The 15,587-nt window shown below is 65.3% G+C and carries 13 protein-coding genes and 1 riboswitch; of the genes, 4 read left to right on the top strand and 9 right to left on the bottom strand.

The features are described 5' to 3' along the window. The first annotated feature begins 105 nt into the window (after positions 1–105). The 4 genes from MAB_RS12295 (at position 106) to MAB_RS12280 (ending at position 6,847) form a co-directional block, all read left to right on the top strand. Entirely contained in the window at positions 106–1,467 is a 1,362-nt protein-coding gene (locus MAB_RS12295) for a hemolysin family protein (RefSeq protein ID WP_005079373.1), read from the top strand. Beyond that, a complete protein-coding gene (locus MAB_RS12290; RefSeq protein WP_005079371.1) occupies positions 1,460–2,515 on the top strand; it encodes a hemolysin family protein in 1,056 nt (351 codons plus the stop codon). Before MAB_RS12295 ends, MAB_RS12290 begins: the two co-directional genes overlap by 8 nt. A gap of 100 nt (positions 2,516–2,615) precedes the next feature. After that, positions 2,616–4,823 (top strand): malate synthase G, encoded by a 2,208-nt coding sequence (locus MAB_RS12285; protein ID WP_005075497.1) that lies wholly within the window; start codon positions 2,616–2,618, stop codon positions 4,821–4,823. A 188-nt stretch (positions 4,824–5,011) separates the two neighbouring features. Further along, entirely contained in the window at positions 5,012–6,847 is a 1,836-nt protein-coding gene (locus MAB_RS12280; RefSeq protein WP_005110911.1) for a vWA domain-containing protein, read from the top strand. A gap of 80 nt (positions 6,848–6,927) precedes the next feature. On the opposite strand, the gene gcvP is transcribed toward MAB_RS12280, so the two are convergent. The 9 genes from gcvP to MAB_RS12235 form a co-directional block, all read right to left on the bottom strand. Continuing rightward, the gene (gene gcvP, locus MAB_RS12275; RefSeq protein ID WP_005088877.1) at positions 6,928–9,795 is read right to left on the bottom strand and encodes an aminomethyl-transferring glycine dehydrogenase; all 2,868 of its coding nucleotides are present in this window, start codon (positions 9,793–9,795) and stop codon (positions 6,928–6,930) included. A gap of 155 nt (positions 9,796–9,950) precedes the next feature. After that, a riboswitch (glycine riboswitch) is annotated at positions 9,951–10,048 on the bottom strand. Positions 10,049–10,110: 62 nt separating this feature from the next. Then, positions 10,111–10,734 carry a MerR family transcriptional regulator gene (locus MAB_RS12270; protein ID WP_005079363.1) on the bottom strand — a complete coding sequence of 208 codons (624 nt, stop codon included), beginning with the start codon at positions 10,732–10,734 and terminating at the stop codon, positions 10,111–10,113. Between the two features lie 257 nt (positions 10,735–10,991). After that, positions 10,992–11,495: a bifunctional nuclease family protein gene (locus MAB_RS12265; protein WP_005058539.1), complete on the bottom strand. Its 504-nt coding sequence runs from the start codon at positions 11,493–11,495 to the stop codon at positions 10,992–10,994. 45 nt (positions 11,496–11,540) lie between these two features. Then, positions 11,541–12,284, bottom strand: a complete 744-nt coding sequence (gene ftsR, locus MAB_RS12260) for a transcriptional regulator FtsR (RefSeq protein WP_005058541.1) — start codon at positions 12,282–12,284, stop codon at positions 11,541–11,543. After that, on the bottom strand, positions 12,281–12,754 hold the full coding sequence (garA, locus tag MAB_RS12255; protein ID WP_005058543.1) for a glycogen accumulation regulator GarA: 474 nt from the start codon (positions 12,752–12,754) through the stop codon (positions 12,281–12,283). Before garA ends, ftsR begins: the two co-directional genes overlap by 4 nt. 259 nt (positions 12,755–13,013) lie before the next feature. Beyond that, positions 13,014–13,409 (bottom strand): glycine cleavage system protein GcvH, encoded by a 396-nt coding sequence (gene gcvH, locus MAB_RS12250; RefSeq protein WP_005079361.1) that lies wholly within the window; start codon positions 13,407–13,409, stop codon positions 13,014–13,016. A gap of 55 nt (positions 13,410–13,464) precedes the next feature. Then, positions 13,465–14,244, bottom strand: coding sequence for a DUF881 domain-containing protein (locus tag MAB_RS12245; RefSeq protein ID WP_005110906.1), 780 nt, complete (start codon positions 14,242–14,244; stop codon positions 13,465–13,467). Positions 14,245–14,248: 4 nt separating this feature from the next. Further along, on the bottom strand, positions 14,249–14,581 hold the full coding sequence (locus MAB_RS12240) for a small basic family protein (RefSeq protein WP_005058551.1): 333 nt from the start codon (positions 14,579–14,581) through the stop codon (positions 14,249–14,251). A gap of 36 nt (positions 14,582–14,617) precedes the next feature. After that, on the bottom strand, positions 14,618–15,586 hold the full coding sequence (locus MAB_RS12235; protein ID WP_005079358.1) for a DUF881 domain-containing protein: 969 nt from the start codon (positions 15,584–15,586) through the stop codon (positions 14,618–14,620). Between the last annotated feature and the right edge of the window lies 1 nt (position 15,587).

The raw sequence follows: 15,587 nt of genomic DNA, 5'->3' as shown, positions 1-15,587 counted from the left end.
CGGTCGGCACCCTGCCGACCATCTGCACGGTTACCATTGAGCCTCACGATGGTCACCGTGTTTGTTCGAGCGTGACCGCCCTAAGCCTAAGGGGGCCAGCAAGCGGTGACGGTCTTACTCACCGGGCTGAGCTTGCTTGCCTTCGTGGCCCTGACCGCCGGCACCGCCCTCTTCGTGGCGGCCGAATTCTCCTTGACCGCGCTGGAACGAAGCGGCATCGAGGCGCGTGCCAAGACCGGCGACAGCCGCGACCGGTTGGTCAAACGAGCGCACAGCACACTTTCTTTCCAGCTGTCCGGGGCCCAGCTCGGCATCACCATCACCACACTTGTCACCGGGTACCTCGCCGAGCCGGTGATCGCGCGCCTGCTGTCACAACTGTTCGGATACACCGGGATTGCGGTCAGCAGCGCGATATCGCTGGCGCTGGCGTTGATCATCGCCACGTCGATATCGATGATCTTCGGCGAATTGGTGCCCAAGAATTTCGCGCTGGCACGTCCGGTCTGGACGTCGCGTGCCACCTCGGGCCCCATGGTGCTGTTCTCGGCGGTTTTCGCCTTCGCGATCCGGGCGCTGAACGGTACCGCCAACTGGGTGCTACGCCGCATGGGCATCGAACCCGCCGAGGAGCTGCGTTCGGCGCGCTCGCCGCAGGAATTGGGGTCGCTGGTGCGCACCTCGGCACGCAGCGGCGCCCTCGATGAAACCACCGCGGTGTTGGTGGATCGGTCGCTGCGGTTCGGCAGTCGCACCGCCGAGGAACTCATGACCCCACGCACCGAGATCGAATCGCTGGAAGCGACCGACACGGTGGCCGATCTGGTCACCATCGCCGTCGAGACCGGCTTCTCGCGCTTCCCCATCACCGAGGGCGACCTGGACGCCACGATCGGCATCGTCCACGTCAAGCAGGTCTTCGAGGTGCCGCGGGATCGGCGCGCCACCACCACACTGGCCAGCCTGGCCCGGCCGGTGGCCGTGGTGCCGTCCACGCTCGACGGTGACGCGGTCATGGAACAGGTGCGGGCCAACGGCATGCAGACCGCGCTGGTGGTCGACGAGTACGGCGGCACCGCCGGACTGGTCACCGTGGAGGACATGATCGAGGAGATCGTGGGTGATGTACGGGACGAGCACGACGACGCGACTCCGGACGTGGTGTCGTCCGGCGGTGGCTGGGTGGTCTCGGGGCTGCTGCGCATCGATGAGGTGGCCGCGGCGACCGGTTACCGAGCTCCTGAGGGAGAGTACGAAACGATCGGCGGCCTGGTGCTGCAAGAACTCGGCCACATCCCTACGGTCGGCGAGACCGTCGAATTGACGGCCGTGGTGCCGGACCATCCGCTGGCCGAGCTGCCGCGCTGGCGAGCCAGAGTGGCGGGCATGGATGGGCGCCGAATCGATCAGATCGAGCTCACCGAGCTGACCGACGCCGACAGCCGGGGGAACAACGACGATGGGTAGCGACATACTCGGCGTATTACTCACCGCCGCATTGCTTTTGGCCAACGCGTTCTTTGTCGGTGCCGAATTCGCCCTGATCTCCGCACGCCGGGACCGGTTGGAGGCTCTCGCGGAGGCGGGGAAGAAACGCGCCGTGACGGTCATGATGGCCGGCCAAAACCTCTCACTCATGCTGGCCGGCGCTCAGCTTGGTATCACAATCTGCTCAATCTTGTTGGGCCGCGTCGGAGAGCCGGCAGTCGCGCACCTGCTGGAGCGGCCTTTCGAACTATTGGGCGCGCCCGCGGCGGTCACGCACACGGTCGCCTTCGTGATCTCGCTGTCCATCGTGGTGTTGCTGCACGTTTTGCTCGGCGAGATGGTGCCCAAGAACATCGCCATCGCCGGCCCCGAATCGGCGGCCATGCTCCTCATCCCGCCCTACCTGGTCTACATCCGGCTGGCCCGGCCGCTGATCGCCTTCTACAACTGGTGCGCCAACACCGCGCTGCGGCTCGTCAAGGTACCGGTGAAGGACGAGCTCGAAGTCACCGTATCCACGGTCGAGCTCTCCGAAATGATCGCGGAATCGCTGTCCGAAGGACTTTTGGACGAGGAGGAACACACCCGGTTGCGCCGCGCGCTGCAGATTCAGCACCGCGTGGTCGCTGACGTGGTGGTGCCCGCTAACCAGATTCGGTCCATTGCCGTATCGGGCTCGGCGCAGGCGCCTTCTGTCACTGCGGTGGAGCGCGCGGTGACAGAAACTGGGTACTCTCGTTTCCCAGTTATTGGCCCCCGCGGGGATTACCTCGGCTATCTGCACATAAAGGACGTCCTGACGATGGGCGACGATCCGGAGGCGATTGTCGACCCCGCATTCATTCGGCCGCTGCCCCGCCTGCACGGTTCCGTCCCGCTACCGGAAGCGCTGTCGACCCTCCGCCGCAGCAACAGTCATCTGGCACTGATGTCGACCACCGACGGCAGCGTGGTGGGCCTGGTCACACTGGAGGACCTGGTGGAGGATCTGGTCGGCACCGTGCGTGACGGAACTCACCGCATATAGAGCGGTTTCGGGGTTGGTGGCTACCAATGAGTAGGATCAATGTTTACCGATTTCGCAAGTACGTCCGGTCCCAGACCCCCGACAACACAGAGGAGTTGCGATGAGCGATCGCGTCGATGTGGGCAACCTACGCGTGGCGCGGGTGCTGTATGACTTCATCACCAACGAGGCCCTTCCGGGCACCGGTGTGGATGCCGACGCTTTCTGGGCTGGAGTCGACAAAGTAGTCACCGATTTGGCTCCGCGGAACCGCGAGCTGCTCGAGCGCCGGGACGACCTGCAAACTCAGGTCGATCGCTGGCACCGGCAGCGCGCCATCGAACCGCTCGATGGCGCGGCGTACCAGGACTTCCTGACCGAGATCGGATACCTGGTTCCCGAGCCCGAAGATTTCACCATCACCACCGCCAATGTGGACGACGAAATCACCACCACGGCCGGTCCGCAGCTGGTGGTGCCGATCCTGAACGCGCGCTTCGCGCTCAACGCCGCCAACGCGCGCTGGGGCTCCCTCTACGACGCGCTATACGGCACCGATGTCATCCCGGAAGCCGATGGCGCCGAAAAGGCGTCCGCTGACACTGGTGGGTACAACAAGGTCCGCGGTGACAAGGTCATCGCCTACGCCCGCGAGGTGCTCGACGGTGCTGCGCCGCTGGCATCCGGCTCGTGGAAGGACGCCGTCGGCCTGAAGATCGACGACGGCCAGCTGCTCGTCGAGCTGGGCGACGAGTTCTCGACGGGCCTGCAGAACCCCGATCAATTCGTGGGCTACACCGGCAAGCTCGGTAAGCCGCAGTGGTCGGTGCTACTGATCAACCACGGCCTGCATATCGAGGTGCTGATCGACCCCGACTCCCCCATCGGTTCCACCGACAAGGCCGGCATCAAGGATGTGGTGCTGGAGTCGGCGATCACCACGATCATGGACTTCGAGGACTCTGTCGCGGCCGTGGACGCCGAGGACAAGGTGCTCGGGTACCGAAACTGGTTGGGCCTCAACAAGGGCGACCTGTCCGAAGAGGTGTCCAAGGGCGGCAAGACGTTCACCCGCGTGCTCAACGAGGACCGTGTCTTCACCACCCCCGACGGCAAGGGCGAGCTGACGCTGCCCGGTCGCAGCCTGCTATTCGTCCGCAACGTCGGTCATCTGATGACCAATGACGCCATCGTGGACGCCGCGGGCAACGAGATGCCCGAGGGCATCCAGGACGCGCTGTTCACCAGTCTGATCGCCATCCACGGCCTGCGCTCGGGCAAGAAGAACGGCCCGCTCAAGAACAGCCGCACCGGCTCGATCTACATCGTGAAGCCCAAGATGCACGGGCCCGAGGAAGTGGCCTTCACCGCCGAACTGTTCGGCCGCGTGGAAGAGGTGCTCGGATTGCCGCACGCCACCCTCAAGGTCGGCATCATGGACGAGGAGCGCCGCACCACCGTAAATCTGAAGGCAGCCATCAAGGCCGCTTCGGATCGGGTGGTCTTCATCAACACCGGATTCCTGGACCGCACTGGCGACGAGATCCACACCTCCATGGAAGCCGGCCCGATGTGTCGTAAGGCCGTCATGAAGTCGCAACCGTGGATCCTGGCGTACGAGGACCACAACGTGGATACGGGGCTGGGCGCCGGATTGGCCGGCAAGGCACAGATCGGCAAGGGCATGTGGGCCATGCCGGACCTGATGGCGGACATGGTGGCGCAGAAGATCGCGCAGCCACGCGCTGGTGCGACCACGGCGTGGGTGCCGTCCCCCACCGCGGCGACTCTGCACGCGCTGCACTACCACCAGGTCGACGTCAAGGCGGTGGACCAGGAGCTCGCCGGTAAGCACCGCGCCAAGCTGGAGTCTTTGCTCACCATCCCGCTGGCCGAGTCGCGCCATGACTGGACCGCCGAAGACATCCGCGAGGAAATCGACAACAACTGCCAGTCGATCCTGGGTTACGTGGTCCGCTGGATCGACCAGGGCGTCGGCTGCTCCAAGGTGCCGGATATCCATGACGTGGCACTCATGGAAGACCGCGCCACCCTACGCATCTCCAGCCAGCTACTGGCCAACTGGTTGCGCCACGATGTGATCACCGAGGACGAGGTGGTCGAGGGGCTCAAGCGGATGGCTCCGGTTGTCGACCGGCAGAACGCGGGCGACAAGGAGTACCGCCCGATGGCTCCGGACTTCGACAGCAACATTGCCTTCCAGGCCGCCAAGGAACTCATCCTGGAGGGCAAGGACCAGCCGAACGGTTACACCGAGCCGATCTTGCACCGGCGGCGCCGTGAGTACAAGGCCGCCGCTGCCAAGTAGCGGATGGGTACCCGACGTGTCTCTACCTGTGGCGCCGGGTACGCCTCCGCGTCTATTTGGACGCGGTTTGGTTTCGCGTACCGGGGTTTCGGCGGTCAGGGACAGTAGACTCGGGCCGACGCGCGGCGGTGCTCGGACACGGCCGTAGGACAAGTACCTAGACAGGATCAGAGGGGTCGCGACAACACATGGGCAGGCACAGCGCATCTGGGTCGGGTAGCCCAAACGATCCGGAAGACAACGATGGCTGGGAAGCGGACTCCGCGCCGGGCTCTGAGTCGGGCTCGGGTTCGGAGTTCGACACCGGCAGCTGGCAGCGATCACATCGCAGTGGCGGTAGCAACTGGGGTGTGAGCAAGGGGCTGATCGGCGCCGTCGCGGCCGTCCTGGTCGTAGCGGTGTCCATCGGGCTGTGGTGGTACTTCGATCGGCGGACCTCCGACAACCAGGCCGAGGCCGCTGCTACCTGCGTGCACGGAAACAACGCCATCGCCGTGGTTGCTGACCCGTCCATCGCGGACCGAATCGGCGAACTGTCGGAGCGGTTCAACCAGAAGCACGAAGTGATCGGCGACTACTGCTTCACCGTGTCGGTGCGGCCCGCGGACTCGGCCAATGTGATCAAGGGGCTTACCGGCCAGTGGCCCGCGGAACTTGGTGAGCAGCCGGCATTGTGGATACCCGGGAGCTCGATCTCCTCGGCCCGCCTGAAGGCGGCCTCCAAGACCAATATCGTCAGCGACAGTCGCAGCCTGGTGAGCACGCCCGTCGTCATCGCGGTGACGCCGAAATTGCGCCAGGCCATTCCGAACGACAAGAGCTGGGCGGATGTGCCTGCGCTGCAGAACGTTCCGAACTCGCTCGATGGTGTCGGCCTTCCCGGCTGGGGCTCGCTGCGACTGGCCCTACCGTCGAGCGGCAACGCCGACGCGGCGCAGCTCGCCGCCGAAGCGGTAGCGGCCGCCAGTGTCCGCCCGGGTGATTCACCCGAGCTGGGCGCGGGTGCTGCCGGTTCCTTGGCGGCGACGGCTCCAAAGCTGCCCGCCAACAACGTGGCCGACGCCATCGGCGCGCTACTGGATGGCGGCGAGCAGCCCGGCGCGGCCGTCCATGCGGTGGTCACCACCGAACAGCAGCTTTATGCGCGCACCCGCAACAACGGAGACGCCAAGAAAGTCATCGCCCAGTGGCAACCGGCCGGGGCGACCCCCATCGCCGACTACCCCACCGTGCAGTTGGACGGTGCATGGCTTTCTGAGGAACAGCACACCGCAGCAAGCCAATTCGCGCGTTTCCTGGGCGACAAGGACCAGATCAAGGACCTGGCCGCGGCCGGTTTCCGCGCCGAGGGCACGGACCTTCCCACCAGCGACGTGGTGAGCTTCGCCAAGATCGACAAGCCGCTGAGCATTGAGGACAAGGTGCGCGTCGCCCTGGCCGACGGCACTTCGACGGGGTCCGGCACCACGACGATCATGTTGGCCTCGTCACCAGCTCCCGATGCGAAATTGTCGGATATCACCGGGCCCCTGGCCAACCGCGTTCGCGCCCTCGCTCCGGGTTCGGGCATCGGCCTCTGGGTCTACGACGGCAAGGAAGGCAACACCGTGGTGCGCCTCGGCGGTGCCGGCGATGATGTGGAGGGGATGCCCCGTTCGCAGAGCGTCGCCGACGCACTGACGGCGCTGCAGCCCACCGGTAACGGCGCCGTGGCGTACACCACCCTGAGAGCCCTGTACCAGGACGCCGTCGCTGGTTTCCGCCCCAATCAGGTGAACTCGGTGTTGGTAGTGGCGGGACGTTCGCACACCGACCAGACCTTGGACGGACCCGGCCTGATCGATACCATCAACCGGCTCAAGGATCCGGCGAAACCGGTGCGTATCAATGTGCTCGACTTTGGCGCCGACTCCGATCAGCAGACCTGGCAGACCATCGCCCAGCAGAGCGGTGGCGCCTATCAGAACGTGTCGGCATCGAACAGCCCGGAGCTGGCCGCGGCCATCGCGCGTTTCATTTCATAACCCTCCTCCGCGAGCAGACGTTCGGTGCACGGCCCTCTCCTGGGCTTTGGTGCACCGAGCGTCTGCTCGCGTGTGAGGAGCTACTGTGCGAAGGCCTCGATCGGCGGGCACGAGCACACCAGGTTCCGGTCACCATAGGCACCGTCGATGCGACGCACCGGGGGCCACACCTTGGGACGGAACCCCCTGCCGAGGGGGTAGGCGGCCTCGGCGCGGGTATAGGGGTGGTGCCACTCGTCGGCGATGAGTGATTCGGCGGTGTGCGGAGCCCCGCGCAGCGGGTTGTCCTGCGCCGGCCATACTCCGGAGCCAACCTTGTCGATCTCGCTCTTGATCGCGATCATGGCCTCGCAGAAGGCATCCACCTCGGCCAGGCTCTCACTCTCGGTGGGCTCCACCATCAGCGTGCCGGCCACTGGGAAGCTCATGGTCGGCGCATGGAAACCGTAGTCGGCCAGGCGCTTGGCCACATCGTCCACGGTGACGCCGGTGTTCTTAGTGATTTCCCGCAGATCCAGGATGCACTCATGGGCCACCATGCCGTTGTCGCCGGTGTAGAGCACTGGGTAGTACTCGTCGAGGCGGCGAGCCAGATAGTTGGCCGAGGCGATCGCCGTCAGCGAGGCCGCCCGCAGGCCGTCGGGGCCCATCATCCGGATATAGGCCCACGTGATCGGCAGGATCGATGCCGAACCGTACGGGGCCGACGACACCGGGGCCCCGGCCGGGAGTTCTTCCGCGTACGGGTGCCCGGGCAGGTACTGCGCGAGATGGCTGCGCACCGCGACGGGCCCGACGCCCGGACCGCCGCCGCCGTGCGGGATGCAGAAGGTCTTGTGCAGGTTCAGGTGGCTCACATCGCCACCGAAATGCCCCGGGCGGGCAAGCCCCACAAGGGCGTTCAGATTCGCACCGTCCACGTACACCTGTCCCCCGGCATCGTGCACGGCGGCGCAGATGTCGGCGATGTCGTGCTCGTAGACACCGTGGGTGGACGGATAGGTGATCATGATCGCGGACAGCGCGCTGGCATTGGCGGCGATCTTCGCACGCAGATCGTCCAGGTCGACGTCACCGTTCTCCCGGCAGGCCACCACCACGACGCGCATGCCGGCCAATGCGGCCGAGGCGGCGTTGGTGCCGTGGGCGCTCGACGGGATCAGGCACACATCGCGACCCGAATCGCCGCGATCGATGTGGTACTGGCGGATGGCCAGCAGGCCCGCGTACTCGCCCTGTGATCCCGCGTTGGGCTGCAGACTTACCTTGTCGTATCCGGTGATATCGGCCAGCCAGCCCTCCAGATCGGCGATCAGGGTGCGCAGGCCGCGTGAATCGCCGGCCGGTGCGAACGGATGCAGCGCGGCGAACTGCGGCCAGGTGATGGGCTCCATCTCTGCGGCGGCATTCAGCTTCATGGTGCACGACCCGAGCGGGATCATGCTGCGGTCCAACGCAATGTCCTTATCGGACAGTGCGCGCAGGTACCGCATCATCTCGGTCTCGCTGTGGTAGCGATTGAACGCTGGATGCGTCAGATAATCCGAGCCGCGGGTCGCGATGTCCGAGGCGCCGGGCGCCCCGGCGGTGTCCTGGCCGATTTCGGATCCGAAGGCCCGCAGCACCGCGACTAGATGCGGCACAGTGGTCGCCTCATCGCACGCGATCGAGACGTGGTCGCCGTCCGGACTCCAGATATTGATGCCCTCGGCCTTGGCCGCGGCCTGGATCTGTGCTGCCCTTCCCGGCACCTGCACCAATACCGTGTCAAAGAAGCGATCATGCACCACGGTGTGGCCGCCGCGTGTCAGTCCGGAGGCCAGCAGCTGCGCATTGCGGTGGATCCGGGCGGCAATGGCACGCAACCCTTCCGGACCGTGGTAGCTCGCATACATCGCGGCCATCACAGCCAGTAGCACCTGTGCGGTACAGATGTTGCTGGTGGCCTTGTCCCGACGGATGTGCTGTTCGCGGGTCTGCAACGAAAGCCGGTATGCGGGCGAACCGTCGGCATCCACCGAGACTCCGACGAGGCGTCCCGGCAGCTGGCGGGCGTGGGCGGTGTGCACCGCGAGATACCCCGCGTGCGGCCCACCGAAGCCCATCGGCACACCGAAGCGCTGTGTGGTGCCAAAGGCGACGTCGGCGCCGATGTCTCCGGGCGGAGCGACGAGAGTAAGGGCCAGCAGGTCCGCACCGACCGCCACCAGCGCGCCGCGCTCGTGCGCCGCAGAGATCAGCGTCGTCCAGTCGCGCACCACCCCGGAGGCCCCCGGCAGCTGCACGATTACCCCGAAGAAATCTCCCTCAGGAAGACCAGCGGCAAGATCTGCGGTCACCACGTCGATGCCGAGCGGTTCGGCGCGCGTGGCGATCACGGCGGCGGTCTGCGGGTACAGGTCGGCGTCGACGACAAGTCGGTTGGACGCCGACTTCACGGCGCGATGCATGAGCGTCATCGCCTCGGCCGCCGCGGTGCCCTCGTCGAGCATCGAGGCGTTGGCGATATCGAGCCCGGTGAGCTCGGCGACCATCGTCTGAAAGTTCAGTAGCGCCTCCAGGCGTCCCTGACTGATTTCCGGCTGGTAGGGCGTATAGGCCGTGTACCAGGCCGGATTTTCCAGGATGTGCCGGCGCAGCACCGGAGGAGTGAGGGTATCGAAGTAGCCCTGCCCGATCATCGATACGGCAACGGTGTTCTGGCTGGCCAGTTTTCGCAGCGCATCCAGGGCTTCATGCTCGGACGCCGCTACCGGGAGCGCGTCGAGCCCGCTGGCCAGGCCGTCGCGCAGCGCGTCCAGGATGCTGGCCGGAACGGCCTTTTCGGCCAGCTCGTCAAGGCTGGCGACGCCGATCGTGGCGAGCATGGTGTCGATATCGGCGGTGGTAGGACCGATGTGGCGGTTGGCGAAAGACATGGCGCTCCCGGAGGCCGAGTCGCGCGACACAGCACGCGACAGCGTCTCCCCTCCCTCTGTCATCAACCCATCACGGGCGCCTGAGAGATTCGGTCGTTCTACCCGGAGAATCTCCTGGTAGAAGCCTTTCCCCGTCGGCGGGCGGTCCGGTTCGGTAACCGGATCACCGCTTTTCAGAGGCATCGGGGCCGCAGGCGGTTCGGGGGCCTGAGAGATTGACGGAGAGGTGTTGCTCCTTCGGCGGTCATGACTGGCCGTCATGACACTCTCCCGCGCACGGGCGATGCGCGACCAGTTTACGCGAGTTGACGGCTTGGTTTGGACCGGCGGGAACGGCCCACCGGATCAGCCGATCTTGCGGGCGCGATCCTTGCGGCGGGAGGCCAGCTCGTCCTCGGGTGCCTCGATGGCCTCGCCGCCGTCGGCACGCTCGCCGGGGAATTCGGCGATGGCGCCGGTCAGCTCGCGCATGGCGCCGCTGACCGCGATGCCGAAGACTCCCTGCCCACCCTGCAGCAGGTCGACGACCTCTTCGGCGGAGGTGCATTCGTAGACGGTGGTGCCGTCCGAGAACAGCGTGATGTTCGCCAGGTCCTCGACTCCACGCTGGCGCAGGTGCTCAACGGCGACGCGGATGTTCTGTAGCGAGATGCCGGTGTCCAACAGCCGCTTCACGATCTTGAGGACCAGGATGTCCTTGAACGAGTAAAGCCGTTGGCTACCCGAGCCGGCCGCGCTACGGATCGAGGGAACGACGAGCGAGGTGCGAGCCCAGTAGTCCAGCTGGCGGTAGGTGATGCCGGCAACCTGGCAGGCGCTCGGGCCGCGGTAGCCGACGAGCTGATCAGGAACTGAGTCATCCGGGAAGAGACCCGGCTGGACAGGTCCGGTAGTCGCGGAATCAACAGAGCCCGCTGCCCCGTTGTCCAACGTCATCTCCAGCTGCCCCTGCTGCGGCTGTTCGACCACTTCTGCTCCCTCTCGCCGATCGCTTCGCCGGCTCTCGTGGCGCGGATCCTGGGAAATCCCCTACAGAGATTCCACGGATCCGAGTCCGCCGGTAGTGCGTTCGTCCAAGCACGAATTCTCCGAGCATACGCCCCTTGCGCTGCCCCGTGCCGGCCGCTGAGTCAAATTATGACCGCCGCAAAATCACGGTCAACGCGACGCGCCCGGGGTGTGACTGTCAAGGTTAGGTTGAGACTTAGTCGTTACTTAAGGCCCTGTCACGGGCCTTCCGTGGCCTTGAAGTCGTCGGGCGACACACTGTCCAGGAATTCCTTGAACTTCTCCACTTCGTCTTCGCGCAGCGCTCCGCCCGAGTCCTCGTCATCCTCGTCGGGAATGATCAAGCCCGCCTCGGCGAGCACCGCTTCCTCGACGTAGATCGGCACCCCAACACGCAGCGCGATCGCCACCGAATCCGACGGACGCGCCGACACCCGGATATCGCTGTCGAAAATCAGGTCCGCGTAGAAGGTGCCCTCCTGCAGGTCCACAATCCGGACTTCCTTGAGTGAATGCCCAAGGGCCGCAATCAGATCACGGATCAGATCATGAGTGAGTGGCCGCGCGGGCTCCACTCCCTGTTGCTCCAGCGCGATGGCTGCCGCCTCCGACTGGCCGATCCAAATGGGCAGGTAACGATCCCCCGCGGACTCGCGCAGCAACAACACCGGCTGGTTCTGGGGCTGTTCCACGCGGATTCCCACGACTCGAACTTCGCTCATCGTGCCTCCAACACCAGTACTTCTGTCGTACCGCGAGTCTAGTCCTCAGCGATCGAGGACGCCGCGCACCGCGGACTTGATCATGGCCCCGTGCAGGGCGATGGACAGCGCCGCCACTTCCCGGATCAGGTCGTCGGCGCGGTCGCGGGCTCCCGCCTTGTTGGCCTTGACGGTAGGGCCCACTATCTGGGCGATCAGGTCGGTCTCGCGGTCGACGGCAGACCTGAAGGTGCGCAGGTGCCGTGGCTCGACTCCGTAATCGGCCAGCTCAGCGGCGCACTGGACGATCAGCACCGTGTATTCGTCGAAAAAACCGCCCGGTCCGGACGTGATGATCCCGGCCTTGATCAGCGAGGTCAGCAGCACCTCGTCGGCACCGGATCGCGAAAGCAGGTCCTCGCGGCTCAGCCGGGTGGGCCGGGAGGGCGGAAATCCTTGACGGGCAACACCGTTGGTGTCGTCTCCATCGGTGATGGCAAATAGTCGCGGTCCACCCGAGAAACCCGCCAGGTCGGGCAGCGCCCCGTCGGGCTGCGCATCGAGCTGCTCCTTGATCACCTTCAACGGCAGGTAGTGATCGCGCTGGGCGGTCAGGATGAAGCGGAGCCGTTCGGCGTCATAGGCCGAAAACCGGCGATACCCCGACGCGCTACGCGACGGGGTAACCAGTCCCTCCGATTCCAGAAATCGAATCTTCGAGATCGTGACGTCCGGAAACTCCGGACGCAACAGGTCGAGTACCGACCCGATCGACATTCCGGTGAGAGCCGGCCGGTCGGGAGCTGTCACTGGCCACCCGAGGCGGAATCGTCACCGGCCGACTTCGGCCCGGTCAGGAAGACCAGACGAAACTTTCCGATCTGCACCTCGTCACCATTGGCGAGGACGGCCGAATCGACTGGCTCGCGGTTGACGTAGGTGCCGTTCAAGCTGCCCACATCGACGACCTGGAATTCGGCACTGTCAAGCCGGAATTCGGCGTGACGACGGCTCACCGTGACGTCATCGAGGAAGATGTCGCTATCGGGGTGCCGTCCGGCCGACGTGGTGGCCTGATCGAGCAGAAACCGTGACCCGGCGTTGGGACCGCGCTTGACCACCAACAGTGCCGAACCGGCGGGCAATCCTTCGACACCAGACACGTCGGCACCGGCCTGGGCGGGCGCCTCAAGCTCGGTAGCGAAATCGGCGCGGAACACCGAGGTCGTCTCCGCGGTGACCTCGCCTGACGTGTCGTCCTTGTCGTTATCGGTCACCATCGCTCCTTCTTCCTCGCCCCTGGGAGGATTCGATTGTCAGTGCGGATCTTGCTGAGCCTGATGCTCGTCGCGACCCTCATCTGCCCTCATGCCCTTCGCGGCCAGCGCTCGTCAACTCAGTACTCTTCACGACGAGCGCTCATTGCCGCTCATTTCCGACCGTACCGTCTGACTGCCCGTAACGGGCCACCTCTGCCGTATCCGCCAGTGGTCTGCCCGAAATTATGGCCGCCGGACTGGTTGGAGAACCGGTGTCCTCCTAGTCGGTGGCGTCACCATATCCCGATGCGTCTAAGAGGTCATTAAGAGCCGCGTCCAGGTCGGCCGCACTGGCGGCTTCCAAATCAACCAACCAGCCCTCGCCGTAGGGATCGGAATTGACCAGCTGTGGGTCGGAATCCAAATCACCATTCGCGGCAATGACTTTCGCCGTGATGGGCGCGAACAGGTCCGATACCGATTTGGTGGATTCCACCTCACCGAACGTGGAGCCCGCGGTCAGCTCGGAGCCGACATCCGGCAGCTGGACAAACACCACGTCACCGAGCTGCGACTGTGCGTAGTCGGTGATTCCGATGCGCACGGTGGTGTCACCGGTGCGCCGCACCCATTCGTGTTCCTCGGTGTAGTGCAGATCGGCGGGAATTTCGGTCACGGTGAGTCGTCCTTGCTCTCGGTCAGTGGTCGGTGTAGCCGCTGGGCTCACAGGGCTACTTGCCGGGCTGAGCGTATTGGCGAGGTTTCGGTTCTCGCAAGGTGGTGATGTCTACACGCGCCGGCTGATCGATCGTAACGCTGCCGCCGACCCGCGAGACGGTGTCGACGGCACCGCCCGGTATGTTCATCGCCGCCGCGAGTGTCGGCGGATCACCTATCGCCAGAACCGAATACGGGGGTGTCAGGGTGGTGCCGTCCACGACCAGCTGTCCGGGGGCGCCGATGATCCACGAATCGACCCCGATACGTACCGACTTGTCGCCGGCCGTGATCTCGATGGCCTCGGCTCCCGCCGCCCGCAGCTCGTTGACGATGTCGAGCAGCGCCTCGGGACCGAGTCCCTGCCCGGGGTCGTTGATGGTGAGGATGACGCCGGGCCCGGTCGCGCCCACGGTCCCCACCATGATCGACAGCGCCGACAGCCGCGCCTTGGCATCGTTGATCACGGCCTGATTGCCGGTTCCGCTGGCGCGCATGGTGATTAGGCTTTGCTGCAGGTCTGCGATCTCTTTGTTGAGATTGGCCTCGCGTTGCTGCAACGAGTCGAGGAGGACGAGCAGGTCGGCCGGCCGCGCGGTGTCCAGGCCGTCGCCCGATTCGGTTTGACGCACCTGGGTGGTGATCGCCAGGCCGAGGAGCGCGCACAGGGCCACACCCAGTACTCCGAAAGTGATCTGGCTGCGCGTCGGTGGCCGGCGCGTCTTGGGCATCTCGTGTTTGCCGGGGTGCGATTCGAGCCGCGGGTCGGGCTGTCCAGGATGGGATTGGTTCACTGGCTCACGCCCCAAACAACCTGCGCCGCAGGGCGGCAGCATTACCGAAGATTCGGATGCCGAGAACGACGATGATGGCTGTCGATAGCTGGGTGCCGACTCCGAGCTGGTCACCCACGAAAACGATCAGTGCCGCCACCAGGACGTTGAATACGAAGGAGACCACAAAGACCTTCGAATCGAATATCTGGTCCAGGTAGGCCCGCGCGCCGCCGAAGAGTGCGTCGAGCGCCGCTACCACTGCGATCGGCAAGTACGGGGCGACAGCATCAGGCACGTTCGGGTGAAACACCAACCCCAGTACCACGCCGATCGCCAGCGCGACTATGCCGATCATCGTCCACTTCCTCTCCACATCACGGTCGGGTCCACCTCACCGGTTGCCCGCCGGAATCTCTTTGGCGTATTTGACATCCCGACTGGCCGCCGGGGCCATCTGCACGTTCTCCTGGGTAGCGAGGGTGAGTCGAATGCCATACGACTTCTGCAGCAACCGCATTCGGGCCATCCCCGGACTGCGCTCGAACGCGGACTTGATGGTATTAGCCGGGCCGATCGCCACGATCCGATAGGGGGAGCTCGTGGGCTGGTTGTCGACCAGGATCGCTCCCCCGGCCTGCCGCATCGTCACGTTCGGGCCGATTCGCACATCGGAGACCGAAATCGCCTCTGCGCCACTGGTCCAGAGCGAATTCACGACGAGCTGCATATCCCTGTCCAGGATGACCTGCTGGCTGCGCGGTATGCGCTCCTTGGAGACATCCGAGAGATCACCGCCGCTGCCGGGATCGGCCAGCGTGACGACGAGCGCGGGCCCGCGCACCTCCGTGGACGCCGCGGCAAGGCCCAACTGGTCCAACCGATTCAGGAGTTCCTTACCCTGTTCATTGCCTTCCAGCTGACTGCGCCGCGCGCCGGCGACCTCGGACGAGAGCCGGTCGCGGGTGGACTCCAGCGCGCCGGAATCGCGCTGTTCACTGCGGATGCTGGCCAGTAGGCCCTGCTTCTCCTGCTTCATGCCGGGGGCGATACGCGTGGTCTGAGCGACTGCCGCGGCAAAGACCACCGCGATGGCGATGGCCGCGATTGCCTGCCAGCCCCATTCGGCCAGCCGCGAGCGCGGCTTGGCCCCGTTCTTGCGGGCCTGGGCGGCCTCCAGATATCCGGCGTCCAGATGATCGGAAAGCAATGTGCGCAGTAGCGAGGGCACCGGATTGCGCTTGGGCCGGTTGGCGCTGTGGTGGCCCAGCCCCTCCTCCGGCTCGAAACCACCCATGAGGTGCGGGCCGGTGCCGTGTATCTGGGGCTCTTTGCCGTTCGCCGAGGTGTCCTGTGCGTCCATG

It is taken from the genome of Mycobacteroides abscessus ATCC 19977 (assembly GCF_000069185.1).
Taxonomy (GTDB): Bacteria; Actinomycetota; Actinomycetes; order Mycobacteriales; family Mycobacteriaceae; genus Mycobacterium; species Mycobacterium abscessus.
This window is presented reverse-complemented; position numbering and strand designations above follow the sequence as displayed.

Bases quoted from the DNA above. Each gene is read 5' to 3' on its own strand.
- MAB_RS12290 (WP_005079371.1), top strand. From the start codon at position 1,460: ATGGGTAGCGACATACTCGGCGTATTACTCACCGCCGCATTGCTTTTG.
- MAB_RS12285 (WP_005075497.1), top strand. From the start codon at position 2,616: ATGAGCGATCGCGTCGATGTGGGCAACCTACGCGTGGCGCGGGTGCTG.
- MAB_RS12280 (WP_005110911.1), top strand. From the start codon at position 5,012: ATGGGCAGGCACAGCGCATCTGGGTCGGGTAGCCCAAACGATCCGGAA.
- MAB_RS12265 (WP_005058539.1), bottom strand. From the start codon at position 11,495: ATGAGCGAAGTTCGAGTCGTGGGAATCCGCGTGGAACAGCCCCAGAAC.
- garA (WP_005058543.1), bottom strand. From the start codon at position 12,754: ATGGTGACCGATAACGACAAGGACGACACGTCAGGCGAGGTCACCGCG.
- MAB_RS12240 (WP_005058551.1), bottom strand. From the start codon at position 14,581: ATGATCGGCATAGTCGCGCTGGCGATCGGCGTGGTACTGGGGTTGGTG.
- MAB_RS12235 (WP_005079358.1), bottom strand. From the start codon at position 15,586: ATGGACGCACAGGACACCTCGGCGAACGGCAAAGAGCCCCAGATACAC.